This is a genomic window from Pseudomonas silensiensis (assembly GCF_050434865.1).
GTDB classification, from domain to species: domain Bacteria; phylum Pseudomonadota; class Gammaproteobacteria; order Pseudomonadales; family Pseudomonadaceae; genus Aquipseudomonas; species Aquipseudomonas fluorescens_W.
In genome coordinates this window covers 71,161-91,383 of the sequence record NZ_JBNDJH010000020.1, presented here as the reverse complement: position 1 = coordinate 91,383, position 20,223 = coordinate 71,161, and the positions used below count along the sequence as shown (strand labels likewise).

The window sequence follows — 20,223 nt, the reverse complement described above, 5'->3', positions numbered from 1 at the left end:
CTGCACGTACGTCCAGCACGCACCACCTGCGCAGTGTAGCGATTTGCAGGCGGGCAATCTTCGTAAAATTGATGTCGTCATTCGTCGGCCGGATAGCCACTTTTACCTCATGGGCAAACCTTGTGTTGCCCGCAGAGAGGCAATCTTGAATAATCGACAACTGAGAATTATTTGCAGATAGTCATGACTCCCATCACCGCTGGCCATCCTCGTATCCTGTCTATAGAAGACGACCTCATACTCGGTGCTTATGTTCATGAGCACTTGGGACGTTGCGGTTTTCAGGTGACGTGGTGCCAGAACGGTCTGGAAGGCTTGACCATTGCCCGCCAGCAAGCCTTCGATGTGGTGCTGATGGATATTCTGCTACCGGGCCTGGACGGGCTGAATGTACTGACGCAGTTGCGCCAGAGCCATTCCACTCCGGTGGTGCTGATGTCGGCGCTCGGTGCCGAGGCGGATCGCATCAGTGGTTTTCGGCTGGGCGCCGATGATTACCTGCCCAAACCCTTCAGCATGGTCGAGTTGCGGGTGCGCATCGAAGCCATCCTGCGACGGGTCGCGCTCGACCGCCGGCCAGCGCCGGCACCGATTGCCCCTTCGGCGGACAGCCTGCGTTTCGACGATGAATGCTGTGATGTCTTTTATGGCGAACACGCTGCCGGCCTGACCCGCAGCGAGTATCGGTTGCTGGAGACGCTGAACCGCAATGGCGATGAAGTCCTGAGCAAAGCCTTCCTTTATCAGCATGTATTGCAGCGCGGTTATGCACCCCATGACCGCAGCCTCGACATGCACATCAGCCAGATCCGTCGCAAGCTCAAGGCTGTCGGCTACCTCGAGCGCGAAGTGCGCACGGTGTGGGGCAAGGGTTACGTATTGAGTGCTGTCGATGAAGTGGACTGACCTGCCGGGCAGGCATTCGCTGTTCTGGAAACTGGCGTGTTTGTTGGTGGCGTTCTGTCTGCTGATGATCTGGCTCAGTTGGTCCTGGGGGCGCTACATGGAACAGAAAAACCTGTTCCTGTCCGATGAGGCTCGGGGCACGCTGACGCGCTATGCCGCCGAGGCCGAGCAGGTGTGGAGTGAGCGCCAGAATGCAGGCGTCGATGCCTGGTTGCAGAGCGTCGGCCATCGCGAGTCGACATGGGTCGGTGTGATTGGCGGTGATTTGCAGTCATTGAGCAGTTACCCGCTGACGGAAAAAGAAACCCAGCGCCTGACCTTTCTACGCGGTCTGGATTGGCCGACGAGTCGCCATACCAAAGGCCTGCCGTGGTTGAGAGTGCCTTTTCCCAACGATCCGTCCGCTGGCAGCCTGGTGATCGAACTGCCCCGGCGTTTCGTGCCCGGGCAATACCGGGTGTTCTGGCGGGTGATCACCAATGGGGTGATTCCCGGACTGTTCACCTTGCTGCTGTGTGTTGGCCTGTATCGGTTGCTGGTCGTGCCTTTGAACAGTCTGCGCGAACAGGCCAATGCCTGGCGCGCCGACCCGTTGAACGTGCGGTTGTCGAACCGCATCACCAATCGCCCGGATGAGCTGGGTGAACTGGGCCGGGCCTTCGATCACATGTCCGAGCGCCTGCAAAGCACGGTGGCCCTGCAACAACAACTGCTGCGCGACCTGTCCCACGAATTGCGCACGCCACTGAGTCGCCTGCGGGTGGCCAGCGAAAGCGAACAGGGGTTGACGCAATTGCGCGAGCGCATTGGCCGAGAGGTCGATGGCATGCAACGTCTGGTGGAAGACACCCTGCAACTGGCCTGGCTCGACACCGAGCGCGCGCCGCTGCCCGACGAATCGATCCAGGTTCAGGCGTTGTGGGAAATGCTCACGGAAAACGCCTGCTATGAAAGCGGCTGGCCGGCGAGCCAGTTGCAGTGTGCGGTGGATTCGTCCTGCTGGGTGCGCGGTCATCTCAATACGTTGGCTCAAGCGCTGGAAAACATCCTGCGCAATGCCATTCGTCATTCACCGCAGGGCGGCGTTGTGCGCCTTGGTGGGCAGCGCGATGGCGATTTCTGGCATGTGTGGCTGGAGGATGAGGGCGGCGGGGTGGCTGAGGCAGATCTTGAGCGGATCTTCTGTCCGTTCATTCGACTCGACGGATCGCGGCCGGGGGATGGTGGGTTCGGGTTGGGGTTGAGCATTGCCAGGAATGCGGTGCAGCGGCAGGGCGGGAGTTTGTGGGCTGAGAACACTGAGACGGGGTTGCGGCTGAATATGCGGTTGGTGGCTGATATTGATGGTGTGAGTGATGACGCCATCGCGAGCAAGCTCGCTCCCACAGTGGAGGTGTGTCGGCCACAAATGGTGTGATCAACCCCGCACCCTGTGGGAGCGAGCTTGCTCGCGATGAGGCCTGTCGAGTCACCATCAAGAAAAAGTCTCATCGCTGGTGAGACAATCTTCCGGGACCCAAAAACCATCGGATTAATAAGATCTGTCACGTTGAAGTGAAAGTCGCACCACCGGTGCGACAATTCCTTGTCGAACAACCTGATCATTTCCCCTCAGTGCAAAAACCTTGTTTAACGCTGCACTCTTCGGACGCAGCGACGTCCAGCGGGCAAAAGTGTCAGCGCTGCTGACACAAACCCGTCCCTCGGCGCGGGCATTGTTAATACAGAGTTTTTGAGCGGCTGCCCAGACGCATTTCGCGCAGACAGCTTAACGTTGAAACAGCCCCTTATTCCCATAAACCATAAGCACCGTACTTTGCGTGATATGGCCTGCGAAGGTTTGCCGGTATGATAGGCGCCCCCGCAGTCTGGATTGCGAATTACGCCATGACCTTGCAGTACCCAACCATCGCCGATTGCGTCGGCAACACTCCGCTGGTCCGTTTGCAGCGCCTGCCTGGCGCCACCAGCAATACCCTTTTGCTCAAGCTCGAAGGGAATAACCCGGCGGGTTCGGTCAAGGACCGTCCGGCGCTGTCGATGATTACCCGCGCTGAATTGCGCGGGCAGATCCACGTCGGCGATACGCTGATCGAAGCGACCTCGGGTAACACCGGGATCGCCCTGGCGATGGCCGCGGCGATCAAGGGTTACAAGATGATCCTGATCATGCCGGACAACTCCAGCGCCGAACGTAAAGCAGCCATGACCGCGTATGGCGCCGAGCTGATTCTGGTCACCCAGGAAGAGGGCATGGAAGGCGCCCGCGACCTCGCCCAGCGAATGGAAGCCGAAGGCCGCGGGAAGGTGCTGGATCAGTTCGCCAACGGGGACAACCCGCAAGCGCACTACACCACCACCGGCCCGGAAATCTGGCGTCAGACCGAAGGCACCATCACCCATTTCGTCAGCTCCATGGGCACCACCGGTACCATCATGGGCGTCTCGCGCTACTTGAAAGAGCAGAACGAGAACGTGCAGATCATCGGTCTGCAACCGATGGAAGGCTCGGCGATTCCGGGCATCCGTCGCTGGCCGCAGGAATACCTGCCGAAGATCTACCAGGCCGAGCGCGTGGACCGGATCGTCGACATGGCGCAAAGCGAAGCCGAAGACGTGACCCGTCGTCTGGCCCGCGAAGAAGGCATCTTCTGCGGCGTGTCCTCGGGCGGTGCCGTGGCAGCCATGCTGCGTCTGTCCAAAGAAGTTGAAAACGCGGTGATCGTCGCGATCATCTGCGACCGTGGCGACCGTTACTTGTCGACCGGCATTTTCGACGCGCCTAACTGATGGCCAAGCAAGAAAGAGGCCTGCGCTTCCAGCCCACCGGCGGCAGCAAGGCCCCGCAAATTCCGACCGGCAAAAAGCAGCGCTTGAGTATTGAGCGCCTGGCTAATGACGGTCGCGGTATCGCGTTTTTTGAAGGTCGCACCTGGTTCGTCATCGGCGCATTGGCCGGTGAAGAAGTCGAAGCACGCGTGTTGGGCGCCCACGGCAAAGTGGTCGAGGCGCGCACCGAACGGGTGTTCAAGGCCAGCGAACTGCGCCGCCCGGCACCGTGTCCGCATGCCGGTCGCTGTGGCGGTTGCAGCGTGCAACATCTGCCGCACAACGAACAACTCGCCCTGAAACAGCGCATGCTCGCCGAGCAATTGGCGAAGGTCGCCGGTGTCGAACCCGAAGAATGGGCCGCGCCGTTGAGCGGTCCGGAATTCGGTTACCGGCGTCGCGCCCGAGTGGCGGTGCGCTGGGACATGAAGGCGAAAAAGCTCGAAGTCGGTTTCCGCGCCGCGGGCAGTCAGGACATCGTTGCGATCAACGAATGCACGGTGCTGGTACAGCCTTTGCAACCAATCATGACCCGCTTGCCGGAAATGCTTCGGCGCTTGAGTAAACCTCAGGCACTCGGGCATGTGGAGTTGTTCAGCGGTTCGTCGTTGGCGGTGTTGCTGCGGCACATGGCGCCGCTGTCCGACGCCGACATGACGATCCTCAAGGATTTCTGCGCGTTCCATGAAGCTCAACTGTGGCTGCATGGCGACGGTGAACCGCAACCGGTTGAGGCTGACCAGTCGTTGGGTTATCGCCTTGAGCAGTGGGACTTGAACCTGGCGTACCGACCGGGGGATTTCATCCAGGTCAACGCCGGGGTCAACGAAGCGATGATCGCCCAGGCGCTGGAGTGGCTGAAGCCGACGGCGGAGGAACGCGTTCTCGATCTATTCTGTGGTTTGGGTAACTTTGCGTTGCCGCTGGCCAAGGTCGTTCGTGAAGTGGTGGCAGTGGAAGGTGTGCAGGCGATGGTCGAGCGAGCAGCTGCGAACGCTGCTAGCAACAATCTTCATAATGCGAAGTTTTTTCAGGCCGATTTATCCCAGCCTTTGACCGATGCCGAATGGGCGCGCGAAGGCTTTTGTGCGGTACTCTTGGACCCACCGCGTGACGGTGCTTTCGAGGCAGTGCGCAAGCTTGCGTCCCTGGGCGCCAAACGGTTGGTGTATGTGTCGTGTAATCCGGCAACGCTGGCGCGCGACACGGTCGAATTGATCAAGCAGGGCTACCGGTTAAAACGTGCCGGGATTCTCGATATGTTTCCTCAGACGGCACATGTCGAGGCCATGGCGTTATTTGAAGCGAGCTAGGACGGCTCGTCTGGTCCGACTGGCCCGCCCGTGCAGCCGCGTACCGGCCCTGATGTGGGCACACGGGCAACGAAGGTCAGCGATTTGACGCATTGAATCTGCGTCGTAGGGAAGGTAAGCAAGATGGTACAGGTGAGAGCACACCAGCCGATCAACACCGACGGCAGTATCAATCTCGAGGCTTGGCTCGATCACGCGGTCAGTGTCGATCCGGCACTGGATCGCGAAGCCTTGAAGGAAGCGTGCGAGTTTGCTCGTGCGTCTGAACAACAAGCCAATGCGGCGAAAAACCTGTGGTCCGAAGGGACCTCGAGTTTCCGCACGGGACTTGAGATCGCCGAGATTCTCGCCGACCTCAAACTCGATCAGGATTCGTTGGTTGCCGCGATCCTGTATCGCGGCGTGCGCGAAGGCCAGATTGAGTTGCCGGCGGTCAGCCAGCGCTTCGGTCCGGTGGTCGCCAAACTCATCGACGGCGTGTTGCGCATGGCGGCGATCAGCGCCAGCCTCAGCCCTCGTCAATCCCTGGTGCTGGGCACTCAGGGCCAGGTCGAAAACCTGCGCAAGATGCTGGTCGCCATGGTCGACGACGTTCGCGTTGCGCTGATCAAACTGGCCGAACGCACCTGCGCGATCCGTGCGGTGAAAACCGCCGATGACGAGAAACGCAACCGCGTCGCCCGTGAAGTCTTCGACATCTACGCGCCTTTGGCTCACCGGCTCGGTATCGGTCACATCAAATGGGAACTGGAGGACTTGTCCTTCCGTTACCTTGAGCCCGATCAGTACAAGCAGATCGCCAAATTGCTTCATGAGCGGCGTCTGGATCGCGAGCGCTTCATCAGCGACGTGATGACTCAGCTGAAAAATGAATTGCAGGCTACCGGCGTCGATGCCGACATCAGCGGCCGGGCCAAACACATCTATTCGATCTGGCGCAAAATGCAGCGCAAGGGTCTGGAATTCAGCCAGATCTACGACGTGCGTGCCGTTCGCGTGCTGGTGCCGGAAATGCGCGACTGCTACACCGCGCTCGGTATCGTCCACACCCTGTGGCGGCACATCCCGAAAGAATTCGACGACTACATCGCCAACCCGAAAGAGAACGGCTACCGCTCGCTGCACACCGCGGTGATCGGCCCGGAGGGCAAGGTGCTGGAAGTGCAGATCCGCACCCACGCCATGCACGAAGAAGCCGAGCTGGGCGTTTGCGCGCACTGGAAGTACAAGGGCACCGACGTCAAATCCGGCTCCAACCACTATGAAGAGAAAATTTCCTGGCTGCGTCAGGTCCTCGAGTGGCATGAAGAGCTGGGTGACATCGGCGGCCTGGCTGAACAGCTGCGGGTCGATATCGAACCGGACCGGGTGTACATCTTCACCCCGGACGGTCACGCCATCGACTTGCCGAAAGGCGCGACGCCGCTGGACTTCGCCTACCGCGTGCACACCGAAATCGGTCACAACTGCCGTGGAGCGAAGATCAACGGGCGCATCGTGCCGCTCAACTACAGCCTGCAAACCGGTGAACAGGTCGAGATCATCACCAGCAAGCACGGCACCCCGAGCCGCGACTGGCTGAACCCGAACCTGGGTTACATCACCACCTCGCGGGCACGGGCGAAGATCGTTCACTGGTTCAAATTGCAGGCGCGCGATCAGAACGTCGCCGCCGGTAAAACCTTGCTCGAGCGCGAACTCAACCGCCTCGGTCTGCCAGCGGTGGATTTCGACAAGCTGGCCGAAAAGGCCAACATGAAAACGGCCGAAGACATGTTCGCCGCGTTGGGCGCAGGCGATTTGCGCCTGGCACAACTGGTGAACCTGGCGCAGCAACTGGTCGAGCCGGAGCGCGGCAACGAACAGCTTGAGCTGATTCCACGCAAGGCCACCGGTTACAAACCGGGCAAGCGCGGCGACATCCAGATCCAGGGCGTCGGCAACCTGATGACCCAAATGGCCGGCTGCTGCCAGCCGCTGCCGGGGGATGCGATCGTCGGCTACATCACCGTGGGCCGCGGCGTGAGCATTCACCGTCAGGACTGCGCCTCGGTGCTGCAACTGGGCAGCCGCGAGCCCGAGCGGATCATCCAGGTCAGCTGGGGCCCGGTGCCGGTGCTCACCTATCCGGTGGACATCATCATCCGCGCCTACGACCGGTCCGGCCTGCTGCGTGACGTCTCGCAAGTGCTGCTCAACGAGCGGATCAACGTGCTGGCGGTGAACACCCGCTCGAACAAAGAGGACAACACCGCGTTGATGTCCCTGACCATCGAGATTCCGGGGCTGGATGCACTGGGGCGGTTGCTGGGGCGGATTTCCCAGTTGCCGAACATCATCGAAACCCGTCGTAACCGGACGCCGTGAAATTGATGTACAGCCTTGAAGACTTGCTGCACCTGATGAGCCGTCTGCGCGACCCGCAGTTCGGCTGCCCTTGGGACATCAAGCAAACCTACGCAACCATCGTCCCGCACACGCTGGAAGAAGCCTATGAAGTCGCCGACGCCATCGAGCGCGGTGACTTCGATCACTTGCAGGGTGAGTTGGGGGATTTGCTGTTCCAGGTGGTTTATTACAGCCAGTTGGCCCGGGAAGAGGGGCGCTTCGAATTCGCCGGTGTCATTGACAGCATCACTCGAAAGCTGATTCGCCGTCATCCGCACGTGTTTCCTACCGGTGATCTGTATGCACCGATGGATGTTCCGCGCTTGAGTGAAGAGCAGGTCAAGCAGCGCTGGGAAGAGATCAAGGCTGAAGAACGTGCCGAGAAATCATCCTCGCCAACGCAACTGTCCTTGCTTGACGACGTACCCGCAGCACTGCCGGCATTGTCTCGTTCGGCGAAGTTGCAGAAGCGCGCGGGGCAGGTCGGGTTCGACTGGCCGGACGCTTTGCCGGTGCTCGATAAAGTGCGCGAAGAGCTCGATGAAGTGCTCGAAGCCATGGCCGACAATGACTCGACAGCGATTGCCGATGAAGTCGGTGATCTGTTGTTTTCGGTGGTCAATCTGGCGCGTCATCTCAAGGTCGATCCCGAAACTGCACTGCGTGGCGCCAACAGCAAGTTTGAAAGACGCTTCCGTTTTATCGAACAGGCATTGCGCGACACCCACCGTCCCATAGAAGATTGCACCCTCGAAGAGTTGGACGCCTTGTGGGGCGAAGCCAAACGTCAGGAAAAGAATTTGCCCAGCTGCGGTTGAGCAGTTGCCTAAGTGAGTAATAAGCACCATGAGCATTTCCCTTCGCGACCAGTTGCTCAAAGCAGGGCTGGTCAACCAGAAGCAGGCCAAACAGGTCGGCAAAGAGAAGCAGAAACAGCAGCGTCTGGCCCACAAAGGTCAGATCGAACTGGATGACTCGCAGCAGCGTGCCGCCCAGGAAGCCATGGCCGAGAAGGTCAAGCGCGATCAGGAGCTGAACCGTCAGCAACAGGAGAAGGCCGAGGCCAAGGCTCGCGCTGCTCAGGTCAAACAGTTGATCGAAGTCTCGCGTCTGCCGAAGCTGACGACCGAGGACTACTACAACTTCGTTGACGACAAGAAGGTCAAGCGCATCTCCGTCAACACGCTGATGCGCAACAAGCTCAGCAGCGGTTCGCTGGCCATCGTGCACCACGCCGGCGGTTATGAAGTAATCCCGCGTGAGGCGGCCCTGAAGATCCAGGAGCGCGATCCACAGCGTATCGTGCAGCTGAACGTGAAGACCGAAGAGGTCGCTGTCGAAGACGATCCGTACGCGGCCTATCAGATCCCGGACGATCTGATGTGGTAAGCCGTTAAAGGCTGCAACAACGACAAACCCCGCTCATGGCGGGGTTTGTCGTTTTCAATGCTGTCATTGCTTAAGCGGATTGGAGCGCTCGTTGCTGCTCCAGTTTTTCCAGTTCGGCCTTGTAGCTGTGGGCATCGGTTTCGGAGTGGAACATCCCCACCAGCATGTCTTGTTGGTGCACGTCCCAGATCCGGATACCGGCGGCTACGCCTTCGTGGGACTTATGTGAATCGTCGCGTTCAGTTACTTTTACAGTCATCTGCTAGCTCCAATCTCTGTTATCTGCAGCAAGGCGTGTGCAGGACTCCGTTATATGTTTGGTTAGCCTGCTAAGTAAATGACTGAGTTTGGTAACGGTTTTTTGCGAGTTTGGTAAAAGTCCTGCAGCCCGCCAAACACGCGACATTCGGTCGCAGGGCGTTGAGTTTCATGACAAAAGCTTCATGTTCACGACGTCGAAAACTGCGAGTTCAGCACCGACCCTGTAGGAGTGAGCCTGCTCGCGATTGCGGTGTTTCAGTCGACACATGTGTTGTCTGGAAGTCCGCAATCGCGAGCAGGCTCACTCCTACAGGGATTGCGGTGTTCCACATTTTTCGGACACAAAAAAACGCCCCGAACCAGTCGGGGCGTTTTTGTGTGCAGCGAAACGGCGAGGTATTACTTACCTGCCCAGCGCTTCAGTACCAGCGTAGCGTTGGTGCCACCGAAGCCGAAGCTGTTGCTCATCACGGTGTTGATGGTGGCGTCTTCACGAGTCTTGGTCAGGATCGGCATGTCAGCCACTTCCGGATCCAGTTCGTCGATGTTGGCGGAACCCGCCATGAAGTTGCCTTCCATCATCAGCATGCAGTAGATCGCTTCATGAACGCCGGCGGCGCCCAGGGAGTGACCCGACAGGCTCTTGGTGGAGCTGATGGCCGGAGCCTTGTCGCCGAACACTTCACGCACACCTTTCATTTCCATGACGTCGCCGACCGGAGTCGAGGTGCCGTGAGTGTTCAGGTAGTCGATTGGAGCGTCAACGGTGGACATGGCCATCTGCATGCAGCGGATGGCGCCTTCGCCGCTTGGGGCGACCATGTCGTAGCCGTCGGAGGTCGCGCCGTAGCCAACGATTTCCGCGTAGATCTTCGCGCCGCGGGCCAGAGCGTGTTCCAGCTCTTCGACCACGACCATGCCGCCACCGCCGGCGATGACGAAACCGTCACGCTTGGCGTCGTAGGCACGGGAAGCTTTTTCCGGGGTTTCGTTGTACTGGCTGGACAGTGCGCCCATGGCGTCGAACAGGAACGATTGGCTCCAATGCTCTTCTTCACCGCCGCCGGCGAACACGATGTCCTGCTTGCCCATCTGGATCTGTTCCATGGCGGTACCGATGCAGTGAGCACTGGTGGCGCAGGCAGAAGCGATGGAGTAGTTCAGGCCCTTGATCTTGAACGGCGTGGCCAGGCAAGCGGAAACGGTGCTGCTCATGGTCCGCGTGACGCGGTATGGGCCGACGCGCTTGACGCCTTTCTCGCGCAGGATGTCCAGCGCTTCCATCTGGTTCAGCGTGGAGGCGCCACCGGAACCGGCGATCAGGCCGGTACGCGGGTTGGAGACTTGCTCATCGGTCAGACCTGAGTCGGCGATGGCGTCTTTCATGGCCAGGTAGGCGTAAGCCGCCGCGTGGCCGACGAAGCGAAAGATCTTGCGATCGATCAGCTCTTCGAGGGGAAGGTCAATGGAGCCGGAAACCTGGCTACGCAGACCCATTTCGGCATATTCCGGGTTGAACCGGATGCCAGGGCGGCTTGCACGCAGGTTAGCGGAGACGGTCTCTTTGTCATTGCCCAGGCACGAAACGATGCCCAGACCAGTGATAACGACGCGGCGCATGCGGATAACCCTTAGAAGTTGTCAGTGGAGGTGAAAACGCCGACCCGAAGGCCTTCGGCGGTGTAGATCTCGCGGCCGTCGACGCTGACCGAACCATCGGCGATGGCCAGGTTCAGTTTGCCCTTCAGTACGCGCTTGATCTGAATGTTATAGGTTACTTTCTTGGCGGTCGGCAGAACCTGACCGAAGAACTTCACTTCGCCCGAACCCAGGGCGCGACCGCGGCCCGGCAGACCTTGCCAGCCGAGGAAGAAGCCGACCAGTTGCCACATGGCGTCGAGGCCCAGGCAGCCTGGCATCACCGGATCACCTTCGAAGTGGCAGGCGAAGAACCACAGGTCCGGAGTGATATCCAGCTCGGCGACCAATTCACCTTTGCCGTACTTGCCACCCTCGGCGCTGATATGGGTGATGCGATCCACCATCAACATGTTCGGGGCGGGCAGTTGTGCGTTACCTGGGCCGAACAGCTCACCGCGACTGCAGCGCAGCAGGTCTTCCCGAGTAAAGGCGTTTTGTTGGGTCATGCGAGCTCCTCAATAGTCCCATGCGGCAGGTGGGGCAAATCTTCCCGGCCGATCGAAGCGTTCATGCCTCGAGTCAGCAGCCTACTCATAGACTATTGCGTTGTGGTGAAAGTCACAGCACCAAGGACATGAATGTACACTTGTGCACTGAAATTATTATTCAAGCCCCTTTTCGGGCCTGTTCGGGTGCCTAAGACTGCCGCACTTTCGCCTTTCACGCCAGTCGCAGATAGCCGAAAGGCCTGCACTACTGCACCCAGCGTTGCAGAATTTGCTGCAAATCTGTGCGTTTGAAGGGCTTGGCCAGGTAATCGTTCATTCCCGCCGATAAACAGGCTTCGCGGTCACCCTGCAAGGCGTTGGCGGTCAGCGCGATGATCGGCAAGTCTGTGCAGCCGGGTAATTGGCGAATCTGTCGGGTAGCCTCGTAGCCGTCGATGATCGGTAGCCGGCAGTCCATCAGAATCGCTTCGAAAATCAGACTCTCGGCACTGCGCACTGCCTGCGCGCCATCGGTGACGACGCTGACAGTAAAGCCCAGACTGCGCAACATTGCTTCGATGACCGTCTGATTGACCGGATTGTCTTCCACCAGCAACACGTTGCGCCCTTCGCCATCACCACTGCCGGACGGTGAGCGTGGCGCCAGCACGGGCAGCGTCTGTTTATAGAGCGCCAGCGGAATTTCCAGGGTGAACACCGAACCGCGACCTTCCTCGCTCTGGGCGCGCAACGTGCCGCCCATGCGTTCAGCCAGCGTGCGAGCAATCGGAAGGCCCAGCCCGGTGCCACCGTATCGCCTCGAAATAGAACTATCGGCCTGCTGGAAGGCGTTGAACATCAATTCCAGGCTTTCAGCCGAGATACCAATCCCGCTGTCGCGCACGGTGCAGGTGAACCACAGCAGTTCGTGATCCAGCGACTGCCATTGCGGCTCGATGCTGACGCGGCCTTGTTCGGTGAATTTCAGCGCATTGCCGATCAGGTTGACCAGGATCTGCCGGATCCGCGTCGGGTCGCCCTGCACCTGCAACGCGCGCATATCGTCCGGAATCGACAGCGCCAGGTCGAGCCCGCGTTGCACGGCGCCGTGCGAGAACGACTGGGCACAACTGCCGATCAGGTCCGCGAGGTTGAACGGAATGTGCTCCAGCTCCAGTTCCGAACGCTCGATGCGCGAGAAATCGAGAATGTCGTTGATGACTTTGAGCAGGTGTTCGGTGGACTCCGAGGCAAGCGCCGCGTATTCGACCTGCTCCTCGGTCATCTCGGTGGTTTCCAGCAATTGCAGCATGCCCAGCACGCCATTCATCGGCGTGCGCAGTTCGTGGCTCATCATCGCAAGGAAATCGGATTTGGCGTTGTTGGCCTTTTCCGCCTCCTCGCGAGTCTGAATCAACTGTGCCATCGCTTGATGCTGTTCGCGACTGGCTTGTTCGAGCCCGTTGGCGAGGTTGTTGATGTGTTGCGACAGCGCGCCCAATTCAGTGTCGTCGACGATCGGCAGCGGTGTTTTGTAGTCGCCGTCCTGAATCGCCTTGACCGCGTTGCCGATGTCGCGGATCGGTTGCGACAGGCTGCCGGCCAGTCGCCGGGCGACCAGAAAAGTGAACAACAGGGCGAACAGCGCCAGGATCCCGGCCTTGAGCAGGATTTCCTGCTGACGCTGGCTGAAGGCGTCATTGGACAGGCCGACGATCACCCGACCCAGATAATCCTCGGTGGGCGCCGTGTTGGCGACGCGGCTACCCTGAAGAAAATCATTGTGCAGCTGGATTCGTTGCAGCCGCACCGGGGCCTGGAACACTTCGACCTGGTGCGAGCGGGTGTGGGTTTCCGACGGTTGCTCGACGTACACCAGAATCCGGTTGGCGCTGTCCTGGACTTCCAGAAAGCGCACATTGGGCGTGGCCAGGGTGGCCTTGAGCAAACTGTCGAGCACCTCGTTGTTGCCGGAGATCACCCCGTATTCGGTGGCCGGTGCCAGTTGGTTGGCGATCAGTTGCCCGGTGTGATTGAGCTCCTGACGCAGGTCCTGGATCCGCACGAAGGTGAAGAAGCTGATCAACAGCAACGTCAGCAACAGGGCTGGGCCGAGGCTGATGATCTGTGTGCGGGTGTTGATGTCCCAACGGCGACGGAAGGTCATGGGCGGTTTTCTCCTTCGGCCAACTGTGTTGCGACAGACGCTTCATTCATCTGTTCAATACCTAATGAACGAGCCACTTGCGGGTTGCTTAAGATTTTGAAGCGTTGCGGGTAGTGCGTGCGTGGCCACGTGGCCGGTGACCGGTCGAGCAGTTCGTCGAGTATCGCCAGCCAATCGCTCTGATCGCTGTAGGTGCTGGCCAGGCTCCCGGCCCTGACGAACCCGGCGTTAGGGCCGATCAGCGCCAATTGCCGTGCATAGCTGCTGAGCAACAGGTTTTTCGCGGTTTTCGGGTTGTACAGATCGGGGTCGTCGAGGCCCAATAACACGTCGCTGTTCTTCAACAAGGTCTGCAGCGGCCGGCTGTCGTTGGTGTTATCCCAGCGCTCGGTGACCACCTCAAGGCCCAGGGAGTGGGCGGCCTGATGCAGTTCTTTCAAGAGGAATTCGCTGTGGCTGTCGAAGAGTACGCCGACCCGTTTGGCCTGCGGCAGCAGCAGTCGGGTCAGGCGCAATTGTCGGTCCAGGGGCGGATCGCTCCAGAGCAGGCTGAGGCGCGGGGGCAGGGTGGCCCCCAGATGCTGACGGGCTTGCAGGCGGCTAATGCGCAGCACCAGCGTTGCTGGGCCCTGATTATCTTGCAGGCGCCAGTCGAGGCTCGCCAGGTCGAGCAGAATCAAACGGGTGTCGGCAGGCAGTTTGCCCGGCGCTGGCAGACTGGCCAGTGGCTGGAAGTGCACGTTATCGGCAGGCCGCAAAGCGCTCAGGGCCTGAGTGAAGGATTGCATGCCCGGGCCGTCCTCGGCGCCGGTCAGCAAAATGTCCGCGGCGCTGGCTTCCAGGCTGCTCAGCACCCCGGCAAACACCAGGCACAACCCGGCCAGCAGGCGGCCAAGGATTGGCGTCTTGCGTGACGGGCGATACCGCATCTTAGAACGCCAGCTCCGCGCTGAAGTAAAGCACCCGGCGCTCGTCGTAGTTGTTGTCGACGAAGGTTGTGGGCTGGCTGTCGAGGCGTTGCTGGAGCACGCCGGCCAGTTCCAGGCTGGCCTTGCCCAGGCCGATGCGTTTGGCAATGCGCGTGTCGACCCGTTCGAAGCGGTAGCCGTTCAAGGCATCGTCACCATAGTAGAAGAGCGCGCTGTTCCAGCCGTGGCCCCAGTTGCGCAGCCAACCGGCGGAACCGCTGTTTCGAGCCGTCTGTTGTGCATCCTGCGGGTTACTCGCCTCGGCATCGACATAGGCATAAGTCAGGCGCAGGCGATCGGCGCTGCTGATTCGCCAGTCGAGCTGGGTTTCTGCCCCGGAAAAGCGCGCGCGGTTTGAGTTGCTGGCGATGTACTGATTGTTGCGCAGCGGCTCGCTGATCATCCCGGTGATTTCGTCGTAGAACAGTTTCACATCGACCGCCAGTCCTACTTCGGCAAAGTAGCCGTTGTAGCCCAGCTCCCGGGAGCGCATGTGTTCCTGTTCGAGGTCGCCGGGGCCCCGGGTCTTGACGAAATACCGGGCACTGGACTGGCCATAGGCGCTGGGCCGCAGGTTCTTGACCTGATAGCTCCAGTTAACGTTGTTCTCGAACATGTCCGGCGAGCGGGTGGCTTCCGAGTACACCGCCCGCAGGCCATGGCGCGGGTTGATCAGGTAGTTGACCGCCACCCGCGGGGTGAGCGAACTGCCGATCAATTGCGTGTCTTCGAACATCGCACCGCCCTGCAGCAACCAATGCTCGGTGGCGCGCCACTCGAGTTGGCCGAACGCCCGCCAGGTGGTGTCGTCGAGGGTGCCATTGAAGTAGGTCTCGGAATCTGCCCGGTCGTAACGATAGTTCATACCGCTGACCAGCCGCAGACTGTCGGACAGGCTGAGGGTGTCCTGCAATTCAAGGTCGTAGCGCGATTCCCGGGTGCTCTGGTCAATATCGCCACAGAGGGTTTGCCGGGCGCCGTTTCGCCATTGGTCGAGCACTTGATTGGCCAGTGCACGTTGGGCCGGGTCACCTGCGGGCGCGCCGGGGCCGGTGTAGCGCTCCATGTTGCGCGCCAGGCGTTCGGTGTAATTCGGGTTGAGCTGCCAGAGTTCGGTCAACTGCGGGCTGAACGAAACCTCGGCATCGCAGGCACGCCAGGTCTGCTGACGATCCCAGTGCTGTGCCGAGCCCTGGATGTACAGGCTGTGATCGGGATTGATGTCGAGGTTCCAGCGCAGCGAGCCGGCGTAGTCCTTGGCGATGACGTCGGAATTGTTCCCGGCAGCGGTAATCCCCGAGAAGACCGGGCGGTAGGTATACGGACGCTGATTGGTCCCGTCCTTGGCATTCAATTGCCAGTCAATACTCTGGTTTTCAGCGAGCGTCTGGCTGACGGCGAGGTTGAAGCGGTTCAAGCGGCGGCTGTCGCGGTAGTCGGCGCCATTGCGGTCCGAGTCGAAGCCGTCGTCTTGCTGGCCGGACAGTGACAGGCGCAGATCGCCGCCGTCCCAGCCCACGCCCTGGCTGGCGTAAAAGTCGTCGATGCCGCGCTGCCCACGGGTGACTTTCATTCGCGTGCCGTGGCTGTCGGCCGGGTTGCGCGTGATGATGTTGACCACCGCCATCAGCGCATTGGCGCCATAGCTGACGGTGTTGGGGCCGCGGAAAACTTCGATGCGTTCGATGTCTTCCAGGGCCACGGGAATGTCACTCCAGTCCACCGTGGCCAGGCCTGCGCGGTACACCGAACGGCCGTCGATCAACACTTGCAGGCGTCGCGCTTCGGTGGCATTGGTGCCGTGATAGTTCACCGCTGCCTGGTTGCCGTTGATGTTGCCGACCATCATTCCCGGCACCAGTCGCAGCAACTCACTGATGTCCCGGGCGCCACTGGCGTTGATCAGTTCGCTGTCGATCACCGTCATGCTCCCAGGTACCGCGGCCGGCGACTGCTTGAGCCGCGTCGCGGTCAATACTTGCGGCAGCGCCTCGCTGTCGAGGAACAAGTCGTCGGCAAGCAATGGCGAGCTGAAAATCAGCGCCAGTACCAGCGGCGAGCGAGGTGATGGAGAGCCAAACGACACAACACATCCTTGATAGCGAACAATTGGCGCGCATGTTAACCGAGCGCAATGACTTTTCCAGTCACGTTGTGGGCATTTTCCTCGGTTTTCTTGGTCTTCTTCCTACAAGTGTCGGTAATTGATGCGGGGGCTGGCCGCCACTGGGCCGCTCCGTATAATGCCGACATCGCCACTGGTATGGATTAACGGATTGCATATGACTGAACAGCGCCCAATTGCGGTCCTGGGAGGCGGAAGTTTTGGTACCGCCGTGGCTAACCTGCTGGCCGAGAACGGGCATCAGGTCCTTCTGTGGATGCGTGACCCCGAGCAGGCGGAGGCCATTCGGGTCAATCGCGAGAACCCGCGTTACCTCAAAGGCATCAAGATTCTGCCGGCCGTGGAAGCGGTCACCGACCTGCTGGCCACTCTGCAAGCCTGCGACCTGTGCTTCGTCGCACTGCCGTCCAGCGCGCTGCGCTCGGTATTGATGCCGCACGCCGAACGTTTGACCGGCAAATTGTTGGTGAGCCTGACCAAAGGCATCGAAGCCCACACCTTCAAACTGATGAGCGAAATCCTCGAAGAGATCGCCCCGCAAGCGCGCATCGGCGTGCTGTCCGGGCCGAACCTGGCCCGAGAAATCGCCGAACACGCGCTGACCGCCACGGTGGTCGCCAGCGAAGACGAAGAACTCTGCCAGCGAGTTCAAGAAGCGCTGCATGGCCGGACCTTTCGCGTGTACGCCAGCGCCGACCGCTTCGGCGTGGAGTTGGGCGGGGCGCTGAAAAACGTCTACGCAATCATTGCCGGCATGGCGGTGGCGCTGGGCATGGGTGAAAACACCAAGAGCATGCTGATCACCCGGGCGCTGGCGGAAATGACCCGCTTTGCGGTGAATCAGGGCGCCAACCCGATGACCTTTCTCGGCTTGGCAGGCGTTGGCGATTTGATCGTCACCTGCTCGTCGCCAAAAAGCCGTAACTACCAGGTCGGGTTCGCCCTCGGCCAGGGTTTGAGCCTGGAAGATGCCGTGACGCGCCTGGGCGAAGTCGCTGAAGGCGTGAACACCCTCAAGGTGCTCAAGACCAAGGCCCAGGAGGTGGGCGTGTACATGCCGCTGGTCGCCGGACTGCATGCCATCCTGTTCGAAGGGCGCACGCTGGAGCAGGTGATCGGTCTATTAATGCGTGCCGAGCCAAAAACCGACGTCGACTTTATTTCCACCAGTGGTTTCAACTGAGCACTCAATTGACAGGGGCAGGGAGCGAGACATGAACGATCCGAAAACAGAAGCCAAGTACGAATCCATCCTGCTGCGCGTGTTGTGGATGATCGTCTACGTGTTGGTCTGGCAAGTGGCGCAATTCATCCTTGGCGCCGTGGTGCTGGTTCAACTGATCTATCGTTTGATCTATGGCGCCCCGAGCGCCAGCCTGATGAACTTCGGCGACAGCCTGAGCCAGTTCCTGGCGCAGATCGGTCGTTTCGGCAGTTTCCACAGTGACCAGAAGCCCTGGCCATTCGCCGACTGGCCGACGCCGCGTACACCGGAAGGTGAAGCGCCGCACGCTGTGGCGCCGGCCCCGCATCCGGTACGAGATGAGGAACCGAAACTATGAAACTCTGGGTATTGCGTCATGGTGAAGCCGAGCCTTACGGCTCCTGTTCCGACTCGGAGCGGGCACTCACTTCCCACGGTTGCGAAGAAGTGCTGCGCAGCGCTGCGGAACTGATTGGTCAGCCGATTACGGCCATCTATGCCAGCCCCTACCAACGCGCGCAGCAGACTGCGCAGCTGGTGCGTGAAGCGCTGGGATTTCAACCGGACATTCGCACCGTCGAATGGTTGACCCCTGGCTACAGCCCGCAAGTCGTGGCGGAGCAATTGGTGTCGGTGGATTACGCATTGCTGGTCAGCCATAACCCGCTGGTGGGCAACCTGCTGGGTTACCTGCAGAACGGCCATGTGCAGGACCCGGAAAAGGTGGGAACCGCCGGTCTTGCGGAGTTGGAAGGCGATTTGCCGCTGGCCGGAGCCATGAAGCTCGTCAGCATCAAGCACCCGTAAAATAGTCAACCGAGCAACTGCTTGGTTGACTACGCTTGCTCCAGACCAGAAATAAAGGAGCGAGTCGCATGCCTGCTGCTTTTCGTTTGCCGCTGGACGTCTTTTACGAGCGTGAGGCCCGTCATCCCCGCCAACGCTTTCTGGTTCAACCCACGGGCGGCGGCCAGGTCGAAACGCTGACCTGGGAAGACGTCGGTCATCAGGCGCGTTGCGCCGCGCATTGGCTGCGCGCACGCGAACTGCCTCAAGGCAGCCACATCGCCCTGATCTCGAAAAACTGCGCGCACTGGATCATCGCCGACCTGGCGATCTGGATGGCCGGTCACGTGTCGGTGCCGCTCTACCCGAACCTCACCGCCGAGACCGTGGCCCAGGTCCTTGAACATTCCGAAGCGGCGCTGGTGTTCATCGGCAAACTCGATGACTGGCCTGGAATGTCTCGCGGGGTCAGCCCTGATTTGCCTACGATCAGTCTGCCGTTACATCCGCCCGGTACTTTCGATTTCAGCTGGGCCGACCTGCAAAAGAGCTCACCGATCCAGGATGATCCCAAGCCGTCCGCCGACCAGTTGGCGACCATCATTTACACCTCCGGCACCACCGGCATGCCCAAAGGCGTGATGCACAGTTTCGCCAATCTGGGGTTTGCCACCACTCGCGGCACGCAGTTGTTTGGCTTGAATGAGTCGGATCGGCTGCTGTCCTACCTGCCACTGTGCCATGTCGCCGAGCGGATGTTCGTTGAACTGGCGTCGATCTACACCGGGCAAACGGTGTTTTTTGCCGAGAGTCTCGACACCTTCCTGGCCGATTTGCGCCGTGCTCGACCGACCGCGCTGTTCGGCGTGCCGCGGATCTGGACCAAATTCCAGATGGGCGTGTACAGCAAGATCCCGGCAAAGCGCCTCGACTTCCTGCTCAGTCTGCCGATCATCGGCAAGCGGGTCGGCCACAAAGTCCTGGTCGGGCTCGGGCTGGATGCCTTGCGCATTGCTTTGTCCGGCGCCGCGCCAGTGCCGCAGACCTTGCTGCTGTGGTACCGCAAACTGGGCCTGGATGTGTTGGAGGTCTACGGCATGACCGAAAGCTGCGGCTATTCGCACGTCGGCCTGCCGGGCCAGAACAAACCTGGCTGGATCGGCAAGCCCTGCCCGGAGGTCGAGGTGCGGATCGCTGAGTCGGGCGAGGTCATGGTGCGCAGCGGTGCGACCATGCTCGGGTATTTCAAGGAACCTGAGAAAACCGCCGAAACTATCACCGACGATGGCTTCCTGTGCACCGGCGACAAGGGCGAGCAAGACGCCGAAGGCAACCTGCGCCTGACCGGGCGACTGAAGGAAATATTCAAGACCAGCAAAGGCAAATACGTCGCTCCGGCACCGATCGAGAATCGTCTGGCGGAGCATTCGCGCATCGAGCAGGTTTGCGTGGTGGGCGATGGCCTGAGTGCGCCGCTGGGTTTGTGCGTGCTCTCGGCGGTCGGTCAGCAGGACGCCAGCGGAACGGCGAGGGCGGGCCTGCATTCAAGCCTGGAAAAACTTCTGGAGGAGGTTAACGGCGTCCTCGACAAGCACGAACGCTTGCGTCGATTGGTGGTGGTCAAGGACAGTTGGGCGGTGGAAAACGGCTTCCTGACGCCGACCCTGAAGATCAAGCGCAACGTGATCGAAGCCGCCTACGGTGCCCGTTTCGAAGAATGGAGCGAGCGCAGCGAAGCGGTGCTGTGGCAGGATTGAG

At 60.2% G+C, this 20,223-nt stretch carries 17 protein-coding genes; 11 read left to right on the top strand and 6 right to left on the bottom strand.

Going from position 1 to position 20,223, the window contains the following annotated elements:
* The first annotated feature begins 183 nt into the window (after nucleotides 1-183).
* The 7 genes from QF010_RS24710 (at nucleotide 184) to QF010_RS24680 (ending at nucleotide 8,825) form a co-directional block, all read left to right on the top strand.
* A complete protein-coding gene (locus tag QF010_RS24710; RefSeq protein ID WP_033056859.1) occupies nucleotides 184-906 on the top strand; it encodes a response regulator transcription factor in 723 nt (240 codons plus the stop codon).
* Nucleotides 893-2,323 (top strand): histidine kinase sensor domain-containing protein, encoded by a 1,431-nt coding sequence (locus QF010_RS24705; protein WP_429534131.1) that lies wholly within the window; start codon nucleotides 893-895, stop codon nucleotides 2,321-2,323. Before QF010_RS24710 ends, QF010_RS24705 begins: the two co-directional genes overlap by 14 nt.
* A 470-nt stretch (nucleotides 2,324-2,793) precedes the next feature.
* On the top strand, nucleotides 2,794-3,696 hold the full coding sequence (gene cysM, locus QF010_RS24700; protein ID WP_415773899.1) for a cysteine synthase CysM: 903 nt from the start codon (nucleotides 2,794-2,796) through the stop codon (nucleotides 3,694-3,696).
* Complete coding sequence (gene rlmD / locus QF010_RS24695) at nucleotides 3,696-5,048, top strand: 23S rRNA (uracil(1939)-C(5))-methyltransferase RlmD (RefSeq protein WP_429534130.1); 1,353 nt, start codon at nucleotides 3,696-3,698, stop codon at nucleotides 5,046-5,048. Before cysM ends, rlmD begins: the two co-directional genes overlap by 1 nt.
* A 123-nt stretch (nucleotides 5,049-5,171) precedes the next feature.
* Nucleotides 5,172-7,415 (top strand): GTP diphosphokinase, encoded by a 2,244-nt coding sequence (relA, locus tag QF010_RS24690; RefSeq protein ID WP_033056868.1) that lies wholly within the window; start codon nucleotides 5,172-5,174, stop codon nucleotides 7,413-7,415.
* A gap of 5 nt (nucleotides 7,416-7,420) precedes the next feature.
* Complete coding sequence (gene mazG / locus QF010_RS24685; RefSeq protein WP_429534129.1) at nucleotides 7,421-8,254, top strand: nucleoside triphosphate pyrophosphohydrolase; 834 nt, start codon at nucleotides 7,421-7,423, stop codon at nucleotides 8,252-8,254.
* A 28-nt stretch (nucleotides 8,255-8,282) separates the two neighbouring features.
* Entirely contained in the window at nucleotides 8,283-8,825 is a 543-nt protein-coding gene (locus tag QF010_RS24680; RefSeq protein ID WP_033056870.1) for a DUF2058 domain-containing protein, read from the top strand.
* A gap of 70 nt (nucleotides 8,826-8,895) precedes the next feature.
* On the opposite strand, the gene QF010_RS24675 is transcribed toward QF010_RS24680, so the two are convergent.
* The 6 genes from QF010_RS24675 to QF010_RS24650 form a co-directional block, all read right to left on the bottom strand.
* The gene (locus QF010_RS24675) at nucleotides 8,896-9,084 is read right to left on the bottom strand and encodes a hypothetical protein (RefSeq protein WP_008148017.1); all 189 of its coding nucleotides are present in this window, start codon (nucleotides 9,082-9,084) and stop codon (nucleotides 8,896-8,898) included.
* A 401-nt stretch (nucleotides 9,085-9,485) separates the two neighbouring features.
* Nucleotides 9,486-10,706: a beta-ketoacyl-ACP synthase I gene (gene fabB, locus QF010_RS24670; protein ID WP_033056872.1), complete on the bottom strand. Its 1,221-nt coding sequence runs from the start codon at nucleotides 10,704-10,706 to the stop codon at nucleotides 9,486-9,488.
* Between the two features lie 11 nt (nucleotides 10,707-10,717).
* On the bottom strand, nucleotides 10,718-11,233 hold the full coding sequence (gene fabA, locus QF010_RS24665; protein ID WP_008148022.1) for a 3-hydroxyacyl-[acyl-carrier-protein] dehydratase FabA: 516 nt from the start codon (nucleotides 11,231-11,233) through the stop codon (nucleotides 10,718-10,720).
* Nucleotides 11,234-11,480: 247 nt separating this feature from the next.
* On the bottom strand, nucleotides 11,481-13,382 hold the full coding sequence (locus QF010_RS24660; protein ID WP_429534128.1) for an ATP-binding protein: 1,902 nt from the start codon (nucleotides 13,380-13,382) through the stop codon (nucleotides 11,481-11,483).
* Nucleotides 13,379-14,311: an ABC transporter substrate-binding protein gene (locus QF010_RS24655; RefSeq protein ID WP_429534127.1), complete on the bottom strand. Its 933-nt coding sequence runs from the start codon at nucleotides 14,309-14,311 to the stop codon at nucleotides 13,379-13,381. Before QF010_RS24655 ends, QF010_RS24660 begins: the two co-directional genes overlap by 4 nt.
* Nucleotide 14,312: 1 nt before the next feature.
* On the bottom strand, nucleotides 14,313-16,436 hold the full coding sequence (locus QF010_RS24650) for a TonB-dependent receptor plug domain-containing protein (protein ID WP_429534126.1): 2,124 nt from the start codon (nucleotides 16,434-16,436) through the stop codon (nucleotides 14,313-14,315).
* Nucleotides 16,437-16,632: 196 nt separating this feature from the next.
* Here QF010_RS24650 and QF010_RS24645 point away from each other — a divergent pair, with 196 nt between their 5' ends.
* The 4 genes from QF010_RS24645 (at nucleotide 16,633) to QF010_RS24630 (ending at nucleotide 20,222) form a co-directional block, all read left to right on the top strand.
* On the top strand, nucleotides 16,633-17,658 hold the full coding sequence (locus QF010_RS24645) for an NAD(P)H-dependent glycerol-3-phosphate dehydrogenase (protein ID WP_429534125.1): 1,026 nt from the start codon (nucleotides 16,633-16,635) through the stop codon (nucleotides 17,656-17,658).
* 31 nt (nucleotides 17,659-17,689) lie between these two features.
* Nucleotides 17,690-18,037: a DUF4389 domain-containing protein gene (locus tag QF010_RS24640; RefSeq protein ID WP_008087808.1), complete on the top strand. Its 348-nt coding sequence runs from the start codon at nucleotides 17,690-17,692 to the stop codon at nucleotides 18,035-18,037.
* Nucleotides 18,034-18,486, top strand: a complete 453-nt coding sequence (gene sixA / locus QF010_RS24635; RefSeq protein ID WP_033056881.1) for a phosphohistidine phosphatase SixA — start codon at nucleotides 18,034-18,036, stop codon at nucleotides 18,484-18,486. Before QF010_RS24640 ends, sixA begins: the two co-directional genes overlap by 4 nt.
* 68 nt (nucleotides 18,487-18,554) lie before the next feature.
* A complete protein-coding gene (locus QF010_RS24630) occupies nucleotides 18,555-20,222 on the top strand; it encodes an AMP-binding protein (RefSeq protein ID WP_429534124.1) in 1,668 nt (555 codons plus the stop codon).
* The last annotated feature ends 1 nt before the right edge of the window (nucleotide 20,223 follow it).

Coding starts and splice junctions, on each gene's coding strand:
- QF010_RS24710 (WP_033056859.1), top strand. CDS start 184: ATGACTCCCATCACCGCTGGCCATCCTCGTATCCTGTCTATAGAAGAC.
- QF010_RS24705 (WP_429534131.1), top strand. CDS start 893: ATGAAGTGGACTGACCTGCCGGGCAGGCATTCGCTGTTCTGGAAACTG.
- cysM (WP_415773899.1), top strand. CDS start 2,794: ATGACCTTGCAGTACCCAACCATCGCCGATTGCGTCGGCAACACTCCG.
- rlmD (WP_429534130.1), top strand. CDS start 3,696: ATGGCCAAGCAAGAAAGAGGCCTGCGCTTCCAGCCCACCGGCGGCAGC.
- relA (WP_033056868.1), top strand. CDS start 5,172: ATGGTACAGGTGAGAGCACACCAGCCGATCAACACCGACGGCAGTATC.
- mazG (WP_429534129.1), top strand. CDS start 7,421: ATGTACAGCCTTGAAGACTTGCTGCACCTGATGAGCCGTCTGCGCGAC.
- QF010_RS24680 (WP_033056870.1), top strand. CDS start 8,283: ATGAGCATTTCCCTTCGCGACCAGTTGCTCAAAGCAGGGCTGGTCAAC.
- QF010_RS24675 (WP_008148017.1), bottom strand. CDS start 9,084: ATGACTGTAAAAGTAACTGAACGCGACGATTCACATAAGTCCCACGAA.
- fabB (WP_033056872.1), bottom strand. CDS start 10,706: ATGCGCCGCGTCGTTATCACTGGTCTGGGCATCGTTTCGTGCCTGGGC.
- fabA (WP_008148022.1), bottom strand. CDS start 11,233: ATGACCCAACAAAACGCCTTTACTCGGGAAGACCTGCTGCGCTGCAGT.
- QF010_RS24660 (WP_429534128.1), bottom strand. CDS start 13,382: ATGACCTTCCGTCGCCGTTGGGACATCAACACCCGCACACAGATCATC.
- QF010_RS24655 (WP_429534127.1), bottom strand. CDS start 14,311: ATGCGGTATCGCCCGTCACGCAAGACGCCAATCCTTGGCCGCCTGCTG.
- QF010_RS24645 (WP_429534125.1), top strand. CDS start 16,633: ATGACTGAACAGCGCCCAATTGCGGTCCTGGGAGGCGGAAGTTTTGGT.
- QF010_RS24640 (WP_008087808.1), top strand. CDS start 17,690: ATGAACGATCCGAAAACAGAAGCCAAGTACGAATCCATCCTGCTGCGC.
- sixA (WP_033056881.1), top strand. CDS start 18,034: ATGAAACTCTGGGTATTGCGTCATGGTGAAGCCGAGCCTTACGGCTCC.
- QF010_RS24630 (WP_429534124.1), top strand. CDS start 18,555: ATGCCTGCTGCTTTTCGTTTGCCGCTGGACGTCTTTTACGAGCGTGAG.